Genomic DNA, 17,422 nt, shown 5'->3' on the forward strand with positions numbered 1-17,422 from the left:
TTTCCACTTGGAACTTTTTTAAAAGCCTCTTGGCTTTCTTTTGACTGCTTTGGGTGCTTAGAACGGCTTGTGATCCAGCTAAACCCACGCTTCTTGAGCAGTTTGTAAATATGATCGGTGTGATACCTTACATTGAACTGGTCATAAATATACTGAGCAATATCTTCCCCCATTAGTCTGCCTCCTTCTGAAGAACTTGCTGACTGTTTTACATAATCTGACAGTGTGTTTAGTTGTTGTAAGGTTAATTTAACTGGACGACCTTTAATCGGTTTGTTGTTCAAGCCAGTAACGCCATTATTAAGGTCGTTTGAAACCCATTTATTGGCACTGCCGCGCGCTGTATTTAGGCGCTTAGCAATATTCGTTCTGTTTTCACCCTCAAAGAATAATGAAACAGCAAGCAGGCGTATTCGCTTTCTTGCATTCGGCTCTTTACGTGATAAAGCTAAAAGTTGCTTGGATTTTTCTAAGTTCAATTTAGTAAAAGTAGATAAGTATCAGTGTGCTAATTAGATCACATAATTTGGCAGATTGGTATTATGCCATTAAAGGGAAAGCACGTTGATATACCATTAGTATCGTAACAAACTACTAACCTAGTCATATCTGTTGCTTGTTTAGTTAAATTATCGAAGATTAGAAGTGGCAATTAGTTCTTTTTATTAACCGATATTAAGATAATGCTTGAAAATAAAACGTCAATTTTTGATAAAAAAATACCTGCAGATTAAAATTAGCAGGTATTTCATATGGCTAGTTACTTGTTAGCAATATTTAGTTGTTAAAACTTGAATGTTGCTTTTAAGTAGTATTCACGACCGGTCAAACGATGAACACGAATAAGTGCACCGTTATCGCCGTTACTTACATATGGCGGCTCTTTATCAGAGATATTATTGATACCTAAACTAAGAGTTAAATGCTCAAAATTATAGTAACCATTGATGTCATTATACGCTACCGTACCTACACGGTCAGATAAAACACCATTTGGCTCAGCATAGTCATCTACAGCACTTTGATATTGGATGGTATGAGTAAGACCCCAATCACCTTGTGAGTAGTTTGTTCTAAAGTTAGCACGAAGTTTATTAAACGCACCACGTCCACCGTTTGCAACATCAGCACCGTATCCACCAAGAAGTTCTGTTGTTTCCAAACCTTCAGCTTCATTGTGATCTAATTCAAGAACATAAGTACCATTTAAGTTAAACTTCAACTCACCACCTAATACATCTAGGCCGTATTTTAAGTCAAAGTCTATACCACTTGAATTAAAAATACCTAAGTTCTGAGTCGATAATTCAACACCACTTAAACTACCTTGCGAATCACGACGAGGACCACCTACTGTACCATAAGCAACTGGGCCTTTAATTTGAGCACATAATGGTGAAGAAAAGTCTTTACTATTATAACATTCATTACTAATAGTACCGATTGAAAGCTCACCTATAATATCTGTAATTTCAATATCATAATAATCTAGCGCTACACTGAAACCTTCGATAAACTCTGGAGCCCATACAACGCCTAAATTTTTACTTTCCGATTGCTCAGGACCAATATCAGGATTACCACCTACCCAAGAGCCAGACTGTTGGTTAGGTTGTGCCCAATCACCTGGTAGACCATCTGCAGCACAGTTAGCCTTAAGTTCAGCGCTTGCATCAGGATTAGAACCATATTTAATACATGGATCAGTATAAGTTTCAGCTGAATTAGCACGAGGTGCAAATAAAGTACTCACGCCAGGTGTTCTGAAGCCCTCTGATAAATTAGCGCGAACTAATAAATCTGAATATGGGCGCCATTCAATAGCAAACTTAGTAGTAACTTCAGCGTCATCAATTAAGCTTACATCAGTGCGACGTGCAGCTGCTGTAAAATCTAAACGCTCAGCAAACGGTAAGTCAGCTAAAATAGGCACATTAATCTCAGCATAAAATGATTCAGTTGTATAACCGCCATCAGTTCCGTCTGGTGCTACACCATAAATTGCCCCAAGACCAGCCGCACCGTCCGGTAACGATGTATAATGAGTCGTTAAATGTTCATACCCCGTTGCCCAAGCAATAGTACCGGCTGGTAATTCAAAGCTTGTTTCACCAGCAATATTGAACTGTAATTGTGTATCTTCTGCTTTACTTGTTGAGCTCATTGGAACAATAATCCAATCTCTCATATCATTTGTTAGAGAGTCTTTTTGGAACGGGTCCCATACTCCCGGACAAGCTGCATTAGCAGAACATAATTCTGGATCTACCAATGTATTAGCACGTTCTTGGTGAATACGCCCACCGATTTCTTCAGTTCTACGGCGGCTATTGAACGAATAGCTTGTGTCCCAATACCAACCATTGCTAAATTCACCTTCAAAACCAGTAGTAATTAAATATTCAGTAATAGAAAATTCAGAAGTACGTCCTTCAGATTCTGTTAAACGTCGTTGAGCAAATACCTTTTCACCAAATGTATTCCCTGGATTTGTTTCAGGAACAGGCATACTCCAGAAAGTGCCGACAGGTGCCAAACGGGTTTTATTCACACGATGTGTAAATGATGCTTCAGATACAAATGTTACAGTAGAAAAACCACTATCGATAAGTTCGTAATTAGCGGAACCGAAAAGATTATATTTTTCAAGTGGTTGATAAATGATACTAGTATCAGCATAGTTATAACGATCAGCACTTTCTATTGCTCGAGGTTTACCATCCGCGCCTTTAACAAAGGTTTTACCGACAATACCTGGAATAGAGAATGAAGCTGGTGAGGTTGTTGCAGAGCCACCAGCACATACCACTTTGCCCTCAACGCTACCATCTGCATTTTCTTTTGTTATATCTTCTGCGCGCACACAACTTGCCCAATCACGGTCTTCACCATAAATTGCATCACGTTGTTCATAACCTGCTGAGAATACAATATTCCCTTTATCAGTTTCAACACCGGTAATGAACGAGATATTAGACGTTTTGCCGTCATTTTCACTCGTCTGTTGATGGCGGAATTCTATTTCAGCACCAGAGTAATCATTGTTTGTAACAAAGTTAACTACACCAGCAATTGCATCAGAGCCATAAATTGTTGATGCTCCATCGCGTAAAACATCAACTCTCGCTACTGCCGCCATTGGAATAATAGAAATGTCACCACTGAAACGACGACCATTTAAAAGAACAAGCGTACGACTCGCACCTAAACCCCTTAGGTTCATTGTTACGCTACCATTACCACCGTTATTAACGTTACTACCGTATGAACCACCACTAATAATTGGTAATTGTTGTACAAATTGCTCAAGGGTAGGAGCACCCGTAGCTTTAATGTCATCTAATGAATAAGTAGTAACAGGTACTGACGTTTCCATATCTGTGCGACTAATACGTGACCCTGTCACTTGAATTCTTTCAACTTTATCAGCGCCTTCCTCAGCAGCAATCGAGCTTGCTGAAAACGCAGCGGTTGAAGCCGCACCAAAAGCGATCGCTAAGCGAACAGCCTTTGAAACTTTATTATTTAACATTTGATTCTCCCTGGGTCATATTTATATATGATTTTATTAGTTTTAATTGCTAGAAATTGAGTACTTAAGTGCCAATATATGACACTAAGTACCTAATTGAGCAATGCGATACTAATATTAGAGATGACCAAAGGTCAACAGTTATTTAACCTGAAAATCAATAGTTTTACAGATAAAGAACAAATAAATTCAAGAAAGTTACATTATAACCAATTGTTTTATCTAGAAATAAAGCTTTTATTTATGCTTATAAGGTGATTTCCTTTAAAAAAATAACCATGTAAAAAACCAGTTCTAGCTCAATAATTTATAACAAAATCAATAAAAAGTTATGCAATAGGTTGCTTAGTAATGATATCAAAAGCGTTTATGGTGCCTCTAATACTTTCTGAGTTAGTGTTTTGTATCGCGAAAAATTAAATCTATCCTCTACATTACGTAAAAAAAGCCCTAATAGATCGGGCTTTTGTTAACTTTAATTTAATGATTTATAAACCCATTAAAACTTCAAATTTACACTCATGTGGATAAAGCGACCCAATGTATCGTAAAATCCAGCAACTGTGTTTGCATTTGAAGCAATAGTATTACCCACCATTGGAGGTTCTTTATCGAAGATATTATTCATACCACCAGTAAACGTTACATGTTCGTTAATAGAGTAACTACCAGATAAGTCGATAAAACTATAAGAACCTATACCACCGTTTTCAATTAATGAGGCATCTGCTGTTCCATCGTAGTCAATACCACCATAGTAACGCCATTTAGCTCCTACACGCCAGTCATCACGGATGTAATTAACGTTAGCAGTATGACGCCATTTAGGCGAAGCAAAACAGTCTGTATTAATATTACCGGCACAGTCATAAGCTAAGGTTGAATCACCTAAGATAGGTTCAACTTCTTTCTTCATGCTGTAGTAACCGTTAATGTCAAACTTCAAGCTTGCATTTTCTAGATCCATTGAGTAGGCAGCTGTAGCATCAATCCCTTCCCACGTTCTACCACCAATATTATCACTTAGGTTTGTTACAAAACCTGCTTGACCTAACCAAAGGCTACCAGATGGACTACGAGTAATGTTATTACAGAAAAATTCATCACCAGTTTCAGCACAGTTGTTTAATATACGCTCTGCGCCTACTGTACCAATAACCTTTTCGATTTCAATTTTGAAGTAATCAACAGAGAAGTTAAAGTTTTCAAAAGGAGAAGCAACTAAACCAATTGTAAGCGTTTCACCTTCTTCTGGTTGAAGTGCTGGGTTACCACCAGATAGCTGGTTATATTGTCCTGCAGGTGACTCACCAATACTTCCGTATTGTGAATCATTCACGCCAGCATTAGCACATTGGCTTGCTGAGTACGCTGGTCTGTCAGCTGCATCGGCTGCTGTAGGATCACCAGCACAACCGTCTGCACCACTCCAAAGGCCAATACTTTGAGCAGCAAATAACTCACCTACGTTAGGAGCACGTACAACTTTCGCAAAGCTAGTTCTAAATTTGTATGTGTCTGCAAGAGTATAGTCAACACCAATTGAGTAAGTAGTATCTGAACCAGTTGTTGAATAATCAGACCAACGAGCTGCTGCTGAAACATTTAATTCATCTAAGACTGGGATTTGTAACTCACCGTAAACTTCGTTCACGTCAATTGCACCGTATAGGCTTGGTGAAGGTCCACCTTGACCTAATAATTGACCTTCTTCGTAAACTGTGTCTGATACACGTTCGTAATCTTGTTCACGACGCTCAACACCGAATACAGCGCCTATAGGAAGAGATGCCGTAGGAAGAGTCCAATCAAACTCACCACTAATATAACCACTGTAAATAACTTGAGTTACTAGACCCGTTTGAGTACCTACACCTGCAAGTTGAGCTGCTTGCTCTGGTGTTACACCACCAAGTTCAAATACGTTGTAGTATAAACAACCATCTGCCTCATCACATTCAGTCCCTACAGCACCAACGCGAGGAGCTATTTTCGGTGAAAGCAAGTCATTTTTGTAAACAGAGCTTGAAGTCGTTGCAGAGTAGTTGTAGCTAACATCGTATGACCAGTTATCACTCAGTTCACCTTCCATACCCGTTAGTATTCTGTATGACGAATGCTCTAAGTTATCTGAACGAGGGCCACCTTCTACATTACGTTTACCAATGTATGCAACAAATTGATCAGTTCCATCTTGACTGAATAAGCCTTGAAGCTGCTGCTTTTGAGCATCAGATAATAAAGGGTTATTGTAATCAAATAAAATCTCTTCATTATAGAACGTACCTGATTCAGCAATCTGACCTGCTGTTCTATTATGCATGAAAGAGAACTCTAAATATGGACGGAAAGTTTCATTGATTTCATAATCAATGAAAGTACCTAGAGTAAAACGCTCGTTTGGTCTTAAAAAGTGATTAACTGGAGCATAGTTGTAACGATAACCATCGTCCTCTCTAAAACCTGTACCATTTGGATCTAGGTAACCGTAAAAATTTTGTTTGTAATCAACTTCACCATCAACCACGGGGTAGATATCAAAAAATGGGTTTGGAGTTGTACCAGAACCACCACAAGATTGACCCGCGCCATTTAGTGCACAAGATGAATAATCTCGAGAGCCCTGTAACAGTTCAGTTTGACGGTTGTACGTTACATAACCTACAGCGTGACCTTTGCTGCCATCGAATCCACCACCAACAGTAAAATCTATGCTGTAAGACTTACCATCGATACCTGTACTACCTGTATCGTATTCAAAGCCTTTCTCATCCATCAAACCTTGAATGTATTTGTTATCATTATTGTGTTGATAACCAGAAGTACCTACGTTAAGAGAAATACCTTCGAACTGATCATCCATTACAAAGTTAACAACACCAGCAACAGCATCAGCACCGTAAACAGCAGCTGCACCACCAGTTAAAACATCTACTCGCTTAATCAGTGATGAAGGAATTTGATTTATATCAGCAACTTGAGATGTGATACTACCAGCTTGCATTCTTCGACCGTTAATCAAAACTAAAGTTCGGTTTGAACCTAGACCACGTAAATCTACTGTTGCAGTACCTGTTGCGCCATTCGCTAAAAATGAACTTTCTGCAGCTTCAATTTGTGGCAACTGATTCAAGATATCTTCAACACGAGTGAAACCGCTTAGTTTAATCTCTTCTGCAGTCATTACAGTAACTGGGCTAGATGTCTCTAAATCTGTCCGCTTAATGCGAGAACCTGTTACTTGAATACGTTCAACTTTTTCAACGCCATCTTTTTCTTCTGCAGCAAATGAGCTGGCAGAAAACGCAGCTGTTGACACTGCACCAAAAGCGATCGCTAAGCGAACTGCCTTTGAAACTTTATTATTTAACATTTGATTCTCCCTGGACCACTATATTGTGGATTATTTTTATTTAGCTTTTGTAAACAATCGCAACAATTATGTTGCAAACGCATCACGATACTAAACAAAAAAAACCAATATGCCAACATTTGTTCACATTAATTTAATTTAATCGGCATAAAAACCCAGACAATGCAATAAAACGGTACAAAACGATTAAAATAGCAACAATATATTTTAATAACACTTTCAAAAGTACACTTTTTAGCAACAAAAAAAATTAACAATACCGATATTTGGAACTATTTAAATAAGTTGTAATTGTGCTTTATTGGGCGAATTGAAATCTTTATTCAAGGGAAGAAGGATCATTTGTGCGATTGGTTTGAGTTGTTTTTCGACATAAATTGCATAGTCATATTTTTGACTTGTCTGGGTTTGCTGCACGTTTGCATAGAGCTCTGCACCAACATGAGTGTATACATATTCAACAATTTGGCCTTTATTAATAACAAATTCAGGGTGAGTTGCTTGGTGTTTTTTGACAGCTTGGACTTGAGGTGGGATATTTTTTTGATAATCAGCCAAGTGTTGGCCGAGTTTTTTTCTGTATACGAGTTTGTCGTCAAATTCCCCAGCATACAAACGGGTAATGTAACTTTCAATAATAGGGGTTAACATTTCAACAGTAAAACTGTCGCTGAATAAAGTTTCAAATAGTTCGGTTTGAAATTCATGCGCTAATTCTGTCCAGTCACTTCGCACGGTTTCCATACCTTTAAAAATTAATTCTTTTTTATCATCTCCTTGTACCTGGCCAACATAACGTTTTTTTGAACCAGTGGTTTTGCCACGGATAGTCGGCATAAAAAATGGGCTATAAAGTGTTTCGAATTCTATTTCTAAATAACTTTGTGTCGCAAAGCGCTGTTTTATTGTTTGCTGCCATTTTTCATTAATAGTATTAGCTAATTGCTTGCCAATTTCTTTGCAGTTATCTGAATCAAGTTCATCTGGTAGGCTCACAAATGTTGAATCGGTATCACCATAAATAACAGTATAGCCAAGCTCTTCGATCCACAGTCTGCTGGTTTGCATTATTTCATGACCACGCAAAGTAATAGAGCTTGATAAGCGTGGATCGTAAAAACGACACCCCTTTGAGCCTAACACGCCGTATAAACTGTTCATGATGATTTTTATAGCTTGCGACAGCATGGGCTGAGCAGTATTTTTTGCGTGTTGCCTTGATGAGGCTAACTTTTTTATTAAATTAGGAAGGTGATGCTCAGTGCGAGAAAAAAAAGCGTCTTTAAAACCTGCAATCGCGTTATCAGGCTCCTCTAAGCCGCGAATTAACCCAAGCGGATCAATACAAAACGTTTGCATAATCGATGGATACAAGCTTTTAAAATCCAACACGATAACATTTTTATAAAGCCCAGGAATTGACTCCATCACAAAACCGCCTGGGCTTTCAAACGATAAGCCATGATCGCCTAGATTCGGTGCAACATAACCGCTTCGATGCAATAACGGTAAATATAAGTTAGTAAAAGCAGCCACTGAGCCACCCATTCGTTCTAACTCTAATCCTGTTAACTGCGTGCGAACAATAGCAAATTCAATGAGTTTTAACTTTGCAAAGATACGATTAACTAACACACAATCTTGACGATTATAGGCCGCTAGCGAGAGCTTATCTTCATTATATTGACGAATAATTTCACTCAAGCGGTTATCGCTTTGGATTAACTTTTTCTCACCTAGTATTTTATGGCTCACATTAGCCAGTGAGAAACTATCAAAATGATAAGTAGCATTTTTTAGCGTATCTATGCCATCGATAACACAGCGCCCAGGCAGAGTTAAACGGGTAAAATGTCCTTCTCTGATCTGTAATTGACCATTACCTCGACCCAATAATAATTTAACGCCAAGGGCATCCGCGCGTCGATTAAGTACATTAAAATCAAATTCAATGACGTTCCAACCAATAATAATGTCAGGATCTGCTTGTTGTACCAGCTGTTGTAATTGAGTCAGCAAATCAATTTCATCATGGCACCAATGAATAGTCTGTTCACTCTGTTGTGGCTCGCCAACCATAATAACGCAATCAATCCCCTCACCTACTAAACCAACTGAAAACAACACGCCTTCACCACTGCACTCAATATCCAATGACAGCGTTTTAAAACGTGGTTTATACGAATCAGCTGCTTTTAGCTGGGCATTGTCGATTTGGATAAAGCCAGCTTGTTGAGTAACGTCGCCTGTCACCCACACCCCACCTAGAATAAAACGCTCCATTAAAAAGCGATCGCTGTGGCGTACATCACCTTCATATACTGTGATCTGGTTTTCTAGGGGTTGGTTTTCTAAAAGCTGCCTTGCTTGATATAACGCTTGTGAGCTTGAAAAATAGCAAGCGATGCATTGTTCGCCACTAAAGTGTTTAATCGCAACGTCTTTAAATTCGACATTGATATTGTGCTTTGATAACAACTGAGCAGCTAAAGCACGTTGTTTTATTAAAATAAAAAATACCGCTTGTTGATTTGGCACTAACACTTTTATTGGACCGTGATCAGAGCTTAGCCAATAGCACAGTGTGATCCCACTATGGCGGCTATACTTATCAGCAGAATATTGTTGCCTAGAAAGTATAAAGCCTTGATAGATTGCTTGTGTCAATGTTCGATCCCAATTAATATACAGCACTGTGATTATATACATACTTTAGGTTATTGACCCATGCTTTCTGATGCATTAAAAACGACGATAAGAAAAATTCACAAGCATGTGGCCGATAACCTCAGTGATTATCGCCCTCGCAGTAGCCAAAATTACTTAGTAGCCGAAATTGCAAAAACACTGGCGGGCGAGTACCACAAAAAACAGCGGATCTGCGTTATTGAAGCAGGTACAGGTACGGGTAAATCGCTGGCTTATTGTTTAGGCGCATTACCGCTGGCGCTTGCACAAAAAAAGAAGTTAATTATTTCTACTGCAACGGTAGCCCTTCAAGAGCAATTAATAAGTAAAGAACTCCCCTTTTTTAAAAAACATTCAGGCCTTGATTTCAAGTTTGATTTAGTCAAAGGCCGCCAGCGCTACCTATGTGCACACAAGCTACATAATGCGGTTAATGGTGACAATCAAACACAAATGGACTTTATGCCCACCCTTACTTCGCCACTGAGTGCGATGGAAACTAAATGTTTGCAGCAACTCTATGATGCTTACACCAATAAAAAGTGGCAAGGCGATCGAGACAGCTGGGCAGATACTATCCCTGATCGCGTTTGGGGATTAATTGCTTGCGATAAACATGCTTGTCAACGACAAATGAAAGCACATCAAACCTGCCCTTTTCAACTTGCTCGTCAACGCTTGATGCAAATGGATGTATTAGTGATTAACCATTCATTATTATTAGCTGATCTTGATTTAGGTGGCGGGAAAATTCTGCCCGAGCCAGATAATAGTATTTACGTTATTGATGAAGCTCATCATCTTGCTCATATTACGCGTGACTTTTCATCTGCCGCAGCGACGATTAAAGGCACCATTGATTGGCTTGATAAACTCACTAAATTTAGTGGCAAAATGGCCAAAGTATTAGTAGGTCAAAAAGCCATTGGGCAAAATTTTAAGCTCTGTGACAGTATTAATGATGCTAATAAAGACTTAAAAGTTGTTCGCGATATTTTGGATAATGCCGATTTTAACTATTCAAAAGACGATACATACCGATTTGAACATGGTGAAATACCTGAATCGTTACACGCTAAAGCCAAAGATATCAGCGAGGCGACCCTCGATGCTCTGCGCTGCTTAAATAAAATGCACGATACCTTAGTACAAGATGTCAGTGATGGTGATATCAAACCCTATGTTGCCGATCCTATTTTAGGCGAAAGCGGTCATTACATTAATCGTTTAGAGCAACTAAACAAACTTTGGTATAGCTACGCCACCAAGGGTGAAGGCACACCACATGCACGTTGGATAAAGCGTTTAGAATACAAAAACCATCACGACCATCTACTCAGCGATTGCCCTATTGAAGTTGGCTACTATTTAAAAGATAAACTGTGGCGACAATGTGCCGGTGCGGTTTTATGCTCAGCGACCCTGACTGCACTTGGTTCATTCGATCATTTTGCTTACGAAAGCGGTCTTACAAAAGAAGAAGGTGTAAAATACTTAAAAGTACCTTCTCCGTTTGATTATCCTAATCAGGCCACTTTGCACATACCAACATCACACATCGAGCCGACCGATAAAGAATTTAGTGATCATCTGGCCAAAGTATTGCCGGATCACTTAAATGCACAACATGCTAATTTAGTGTTGTTTGCGTCTTACTGGCAAATGGATCATGTAGTAAAAGCCTTGCGCGCTAAAAACCTCGACATTTTAGTACAAGGTGAAATGTCGCGTGAAGCACTATTAAAGCAACATACAAAGAATATAGATGCGGGCAAAGGCAGTATTTTATTTGGCACACAAAGCTTATCCGAAGGACTCGACTTACCGGGTAAATACCTTGAGAACTTAGTGATCACTAAAATTCCATTCGCGGTACCCACCTCACCCATTGAAGAGGCACAAGCAGAGTTTGTACAAAGTAAAGGGGGTAATCCGTTTTTATCTATCACGGTGCCTGATGCGGCTAAGAAATTAGTGCAAAGCTGTGGTAGACTGCTGCGTAAAGAGAACGATCAAGGGCGCATTACAATCCTAGATCGCCGTTTAGTGACCAAGCGATATGGCAAAGCCATGCTTGACACATTACCACCCTTTAAAAGACAAATAGATTATTAATGTTTGAACTTGCACTAGACCCAACAACCTGGGCACTTCTTTGCGCAGTGGCACTTGCCGCAGGCTTTATAGACGCAATAGCCGGTGGTGGTGGCATGTTAACCGTGCCAGCACTTTTAACAGCAGGATTGCCGCCCCATTTAACACTTGGCACTAACAAATTAGCTGCTAGCTTTGGCTCACTCACCGCAAGTGTTACTTACTTCCGTAAGCAATTATTTAATCCTCAATTTTGGGCAGCGTCAATTATAGCAACCGCCATTGGCGCTTTACTTGGTACCCTTATTGTTGACTACCTGAGTATTGAATTTTTAAACAAACTACTGCCTATTGTTATCATTATGGTAGCCTGCTACAGCTTATTTGGCAGTTTAAGTACGGTAGAACATGATCAATTACCACCATTGAACAAAACAACAAAAATAAAACAATGGTTGCAAGGCTTAAGCTTAGGCTTTTTTGATGGCTTGGCAGGCCCTGGTACCGGCACTTTTTGGACTGCGTCAAATAGCTTACTGTATAAAATGAGTTTACTGCTAAACTGTGGTTTAGCCCGTTCAATGAATTTTGTGTCAAATTTTGTATCACTGATCACTTTTGTAGCGCTTGGTCATGTTAACTTTTTACTCGGCATCACAATGGGCTTCTTTTTGATGTTTGGAGCCTGGCTTGGAGCTCATTCAGCAATTCGGTTTGGCAGTAAGTTTATTCGTCCTGTTTTTAATACTGTGGTGATAATTTTAGCGTTAAAACTAATTTACGAGGCTTATTTATAAAATGCGAACAGCTTCTTTTGATAAGCTTTGCCAACAAGTTGCAACCTTAAAGCAGCATGCTGAGCAATTTGATAAAGCCAAGTTATTTGCTAAAAACCGCTATATGCAGGCACAACCCAGTTTATTTGACCGAGGTGTGTTTACTACTAAAAGCATGAAATTAGTTGATTATGTGTTAGAAATTGAAGATGAAGTTAATAGCCTTCCACCACTGGAGCGTCGCCATGCTCATAATTATGCTTTAGAGCGTATCGGTAATCAGGTGCAAGCCGTATTTAACGTCATTAAATCAACCCCTATTTGGGAAAAAGAAAACAAAAGCACTTACAAACCCCGTAGTAAAACCTATAATAAATCGGCACCTTACCAACAAGCTGTAAAACAAATTATGCAACCCGCCCATGAGCTATATGACGAACTCAAACAAAATCATGAGTTCGAGCGTCGCTTAGTGCTAATGGTTGAAGAATGTAAGCTAAGAATGCAAAATGTGGGTCCTGTAAAAGCAAAAGCCATTAATTTAGAGATCCTTGCTCTTCATGGCCGCCTTGGTCGCTGCCGTAAGGCAATATCTGCCACCGAAGAAAAAATTCAAATAGTTGAAAAACAACAATTACGCTAGCTATGACTGTTTTTTATCATCCACTATACTCTGCGCTTGAACTGCCTGTACGCCATCGTTTTCCAATCGCTAAATATAAATTGCTAAAACAAGAAATTGCAGAGCTTGGTTTTACTGACTTTATTAGCCCAAATAAAGCGACTAATGAACAGCTCCAGCTTTGCCACAGCCATGAGTATGTTGAACGCTTTATTAGCGGGCAGTTAACTGACAAAGAAATAAAGAAAATGGGTTTCCCATGGTCAAATCAACTGGTAGAGCGCACTTTATTTTCTGTTGGTGCAAGTATTCAAGCCGCTGAATACGCTTTAACAACGCAGCTGGCGGTAAATCTCAGCGGCGGATATCATCATGCTTATAATGCTTACGGCAGTGGTTTTTGTATTTTCAACGACCTCGTGGTTGCCGCCGCTCACCTCATTAACACTGAGCAAGCATCAACGGTGCTGATTTTTGATTGTGATGTACACCAAGGTGATGGCACAGCCGAAATTTGTGGCTCTCTTGATGGAGTGATTAGCTGTTCGATTCATTGTCAGCAAAACTTTCCACGTTTAAAGCAGCATTCTGATTATGATTTCTCACTCAACACTGGCTGCAGCGATAATGAATATTTAAAAACAGTCGCTAATGCCTTGGCTTTTTGTATCCGTCTTCATCAGCCTGATATTATTTTATATAACGCCGGAGCTGATATTTGTAGCCAAGACGAATTAGGCTATTTTGATGTTAGTTTAGAGGGTGTATATCAACGCGATTCGCTGGTTTTAGCAACCTGCAAACAGCACTCAATTCCTTTAATGTGCGCGCTCGGTGGCGGTTATCAGCGAGATACACAAAAGTTAGTTGAGGTTCATAAGCTGCTTTTTCAAGCGATTGTCGATTTATACCCGCACTTGGTATAAACTAAAAACAGCTTAATACTACTAAGGTAGATAACACAGTGCGATTACATGACGACATACACAATTACTATGAAAAAATTATGATTGAAGAAATCATTAAACGACAACTTGAAAAGCAATATAGTGAAGACGTAATGGCTGATTTTTGCTGTACTGTACTAAACCAACTACCTGCCCGATACATTCGCTATGATGTAGATATGGAGTTTTACTTACCACACGTTGAACGCTCTCATATGGAGGAACGAGTAAATATTGCCATTGATGTTGCAATCAGCCAAATAGCGAAAAAAAAGGCCGGACATGAGTAAAGAGTTAACCCAAGCACCTACACACGTAAAATTAGCCGTAGACTTAATAATGCTGCTTGAACAACATGACGTTGCCGCTGATGATGTGCTCAAAGCACTTGAAATAATCAAAAGCGATTATGAAAAAAAACGCCTCAATACTAACATACAGCCAGCATAGTTTACTGGCTGTAGTACATTTACATAATCGTATTATTCGTCTTTAAAAATTGCCACATAGGTCGCTTGCGTATTTGATTTGCTGGCCCGATACATACCACTGGTATTAAACGGTAAGCTGATATTACCTTTGCTATCAACTATGATCACTCCTCCAGTACCACCAATCGGCTTTAGCACACTATTAATCACTTCATCACCCGCTTGTGTAATAGTCTTACTTTGATATTTAACTCGTGCGCAAATATCAGCCGCGACATTATAACGAATGAAATACTCGCCGTGGCCAGTGGCAGATACCGCACATGACGCATTTTCAGCAAATGTACCAGCACCAATTACAGGGGCATCACCAATGCGACCAAAACGCTTTGCAGTCATCCCGCCCGTTGAAGTACCTGCCGCCAAGTTACCGTTTTTATCAAGTGCGACAGCACCCACAGTGCCCATTTTATAATTGAGGGGTAACGCCTGATGCGCAGCTTGATAATCTTTACTGGTAGCTTTGGCTTTATCTAGTTTTTCTTTTGCTTTTAATAACGCTTTATAACGGTTATCCGTATCGAATAAGTTATTTTCGACCAATGGAACGCCCTGCTCTCTGGCAAACTCTTCAGCACCTTGACCACTGAGCATCACATGAACCGATTCTTCCATCACCAAGCGCGCTAAATTAATCGGATTTTCAATATGTTTAACACCCGCAACAGCGCCCGCTTGACGATCACGACCATCCATAATTGACGCATCTAATTCATGGCCGCCGTCATAGGTATATACCGCACCTCGACCGGCATTAAAGTATGGCGAGTTTTCTAATACATTGATTGCAGCGGTTACTGCATCTAGGCTTTCGCCACCTTGCTCAAGTACTTTATAGCCAGTTTCTACCGCCTCTTTGAGTTTAGAGCGATAAGCTTGTTGTTGCTCTGGAGTAAAACGGCTTTTTTCAATCGTGCCCGCCCCACCGTGAATAGCGATAGCGAAAGGTGCACTAGCGCTTATGGCTAATGGGCTAAACGTTATAAAGCACGCACTAACTAAAGCGCTAAAAAGTGACTTGTTCATACAGGTAGCTTGTGTTGGAAATAAGTATAACCAATGTGAATAAATTGGCGCTAAATTACAACCCTAACCAGATAAAAGACATAAAAAAAGCGCCCAAAGGCGCTTTTTAATATTTCGTTTAAATTACGCTTGTTGCGCTTTCAAACGAGCTAAACGTGCTACTTGATGCGTAGACGTTAAGAAAGAGAAAATAGGCGCTAAATAACCACGCTTACGAAGCTCTAAAAAGTCTTCGTCGCTTAACTCGTTAAGTTTTTTCTCATCAATAAGGTAAATACCATTGATGTCTTTTTTCTCGCCTTTAATATCAACTGTTAGTGTTTGCGCTACTAAAAGCTCTTTATCAGCAAGATATTTTGTGAATGCTTCAGTTACATGAGAAAACTCAATAAATGATACAAGTGCTTCTTTACGACGTTTTAAGTAATCTGTCTCTTCACCGTTTTCAAATAATGCATTTCCTTCAGTTTCACCCACTAATGGGCTTGCTTCGTCAATCACAATACCGTATTGATCTTCTTGTGGGTGTTTAACTAGACCCAGTGGGTAGCGTGTTGTTGCCATAGGAGCAAACGCTGCAGTCCACTTACCGTCTTTTACAAAAAGGTTTTCGCCAGGCTCTAAACCAAACATAGCTACAGCTTGAAATTGACCAGTCTCGTTATTTTTTACGAAAGACATTGGAAACTCATTTGCTACACGCGCGAACTCATGTGCAACGACAGGCACTAAGTGTTGAGTTTTTAAAAATTCTACATTGATGCCGTTTTGAATTTTAGTGTTGGCATGCTTTTCATTGTGTAAAGGCTGTACTTGTTGCTCCGCCATGTTACTGCTCCGTTATTAATAAGTTTATATTTTTGCTGTTAGTACCCTAAGGCTAAAGGTTTTGCTACAAAAATGGAAGTGAAATGTTTGTTGCAATTTGCAGTTATCATATGATTTTAAACATAAGAAGCTTAATGTAGCTATCTTTAGGAAGCTGTCAGACAAGTTACTTTAAACTACAAGAAAAAAAATATAGAATTAGACGGCATCCAAATACTAATGCATATACCGAATTAAGTTTTTCTTAACTTATGGGTAGTAATTTGTAATCGAAGAAAAGTGCCTTTTAGTGGCCTAATCAAACTGAATCATATTTAACTTAAATATGGTGTGTTTCCATCAATTAATCGAGGCTTTACTTTTTGAATATCCGGCTTGAAAAGACTAAAGTAGGAAACAATCCATATGCTATTATTGACCTACCTGATGAAGACTGTGAACTCTGGAAAAAGAGTGCAAGCTTTTATAAAGGTGACTGGATCAAAGCACTAAATTATTATCCAGGAATTTGGTCAAGAGTAACACCTCAATATTTCACCTTCATTGAAAGTATATTACCAAAAATAGTCAATCACTTTAATTTAGAAGGTTCTAAAATTGAATCTTTAAATTCAAATTATGCGATTGCTCAAACACCCAGTGAAGAATTATCGCAATTACAAAAAATCCCTCATTATGATGGAACCAAGAACAACCAACTAGCTATAGTGCACTACTTATGTGGTGAAGAGTTTGGTGGCACAGGTTTGTTTTCACACAGAAAAACAAACCTTGAAAGAATTAATCTTGAAACAGAGGAAAGCTTTAATCAAACAGCAAAAGAAGAAGCTCTTCAAGCTAAGTTAAATGGCTATATTGATAAAGATAATGAGTATTATGAGCTAATAGCATATTGTAAAGCTAAGCCTTCTAGACTATTCATATACCCAGGTAATGTACTACACTCAGCGATTATTCCATCGCAATGTAAACTAAATAATGAAATAGCAAAAGGCCGCCTAACAATTACTTCCTTTATCTCGTTTGATAATAATATTACTTAGAT

13 protein-coding genes are annotated in these 17,422 nt (G+C 39.1%); 7 read left to right on the forward strand and 6 right to left on the reverse strand.

Translation table 11 applies throughout. The features are described 5' to 3' along the window. The 4 genes from H5200_RS07865 to H5200_RS07880 all read right to left on the reverse strand — a co-directional run. A partial coding sequence (locus H5200_RS07865; protein WP_182718401.1) for a winged helix-turn-helix domain-containing protein occupies positions 1 to 479 on the reverse strand: 479 nt, incomplete at its 3' end. A 305-nt stretch (positions 480 to 784) separates the two neighbouring features. Then, positions 785 to 3,532, reverse strand: coding sequence for a TonB-dependent siderophore receptor (locus H5200_RS07870; protein WP_182718402.1), 2,748 nt, complete (start codon positions 3,530 to 3,532; stop codon positions 785 to 787). A 499-nt stretch (positions 3,533 to 4,031) separates the two neighbouring features. Beyond that, on the reverse strand, positions 4,032 to 6,905 hold the full coding sequence (locus H5200_RS07875; protein WP_182718403.1) for a TonB-dependent receptor domain-containing protein: 2,874 nt from the start codon (positions 6,903 to 6,905) through the stop codon (positions 4,032 to 4,034). A 276-nt stretch (positions 6,906 to 7,181) separates the two neighbouring features. Further along, positions 7,182 to 9,572, reverse strand: a complete 2,391-nt coding sequence (locus tag H5200_RS07880) for a DNA polymerase II (protein WP_182761272.1) — start codon at positions 9,570 to 9,572, stop codon at positions 7,182 to 7,184. Positions 9,573 to 9,632: 60 nt separating this feature from the next. Between H5200_RS07880 and dinG the strand changes: the two genes are divergently transcribed. The 6 genes from dinG to H5200_RS07910 are packed head-to-tail and all read left to right on the forward strand — an operon-like array spanning position 9,633 to position 14,482. Further along, positions 9,633 to 11,708, forward strand: coding sequence for an ATP-dependent DNA helicase DinG (gene dinG, locus H5200_RS07885; RefSeq protein WP_182761273.1), 2,076 nt, complete (start codon positions 9,633 to 9,635; stop codon positions 11,706 to 11,708). Continuing rightward, entirely contained in the window at positions 11,708 to 12,484 is a 777-nt protein-coding gene (locus H5200_RS07890; RefSeq protein WP_182718406.1) for a TSUP family transporter, read from the forward strand. Before dinG ends, H5200_RS07890 begins: the two co-directional genes overlap by 1 nt. A gap of 1 nt (position 12,485) precedes the next feature. Continuing rightward, complete coding sequence (locus H5200_RS07895; protein ID WP_182718407.1) at positions 12,486 to 13,106, forward strand: primosomal replication protein; 621 nt, start codon at positions 12,486 to 12,488, stop codon at positions 13,104 to 13,106. 2 nt (positions 13,107 to 13,108) lie between these two features. After that, a complete protein-coding gene (locus H5200_RS07900) occupies positions 13,109 to 14,011 on the forward strand; it encodes a histone deacetylase (RefSeq protein WP_182761274.1) in 903 nt (300 codons plus the stop codon). Positions 14,012 to 14,049: 38 nt separating this feature from the next. Next, positions 14,050 to 14,322, forward strand: a complete 273-nt coding sequence (locus tag H5200_RS07905; protein ID WP_182739954.1) for a late competence development ComFB family protein — start codon at positions 14,050 to 14,052, stop codon at positions 14,320 to 14,322. Next, on the forward strand, positions 14,315 to 14,482 hold the full coding sequence (locus H5200_RS07910; RefSeq protein WP_182718410.1) for a DUF2496 domain-containing protein: 168 nt from the start codon (positions 14,315 to 14,317) through the stop codon (positions 14,480 to 14,482). Before H5200_RS07905 ends, H5200_RS07910 begins: the two co-directional genes overlap by 8 nt. Before the next feature lie 32 nt (positions 14,483 to 14,514). Here the strand turns inward: H5200_RS07910 and H5200_RS07915 are convergent, their stop codons facing one another. Continuing rightward, positions 14,515 to 15,549, reverse strand: a complete 1,035-nt coding sequence (locus tag H5200_RS07915) for an isoaspartyl peptidase/L-asparaginase family protein (protein ID WP_182761275.1) — start codon at positions 15,547 to 15,549, stop codon at positions 14,515 to 14,517. 123 nt (positions 15,550 to 15,672) lie between these two features. Further along, positions 15,673 to 16,377, reverse strand: a complete 705-nt coding sequence (locus tag H5200_RS07920) for a SapC family protein (protein ID WP_145240973.1) — start codon at positions 16,375 to 16,377, stop codon at positions 15,673 to 15,675. Between the two features lie 362 nt (positions 16,378 to 16,739). Between H5200_RS07920 and H5200_RS07925 the strand changes: the two genes are divergently transcribed. After that, positions 16,740 to 17,420, forward strand: coding sequence for a DUF6445 family protein (locus H5200_RS07925; protein ID WP_182739952.1), 681 nt, complete (start codon positions 16,740 to 16,742; stop codon positions 17,418 to 17,420). The last annotated feature ends 2 nt before the right edge of the window (positions 17,421 to 17,422 follow it).

It is taken from the genome of Pseudoalteromonas sp. SG43-7 (assembly GCF_014164295.1).
Classification (GTDB): Bacteria; Pseudomonadota; Gammaproteobacteria; order Enterobacterales; family Alteromonadaceae; genus Pseudoalteromonas; species Pseudoalteromonas rhizosphaerae.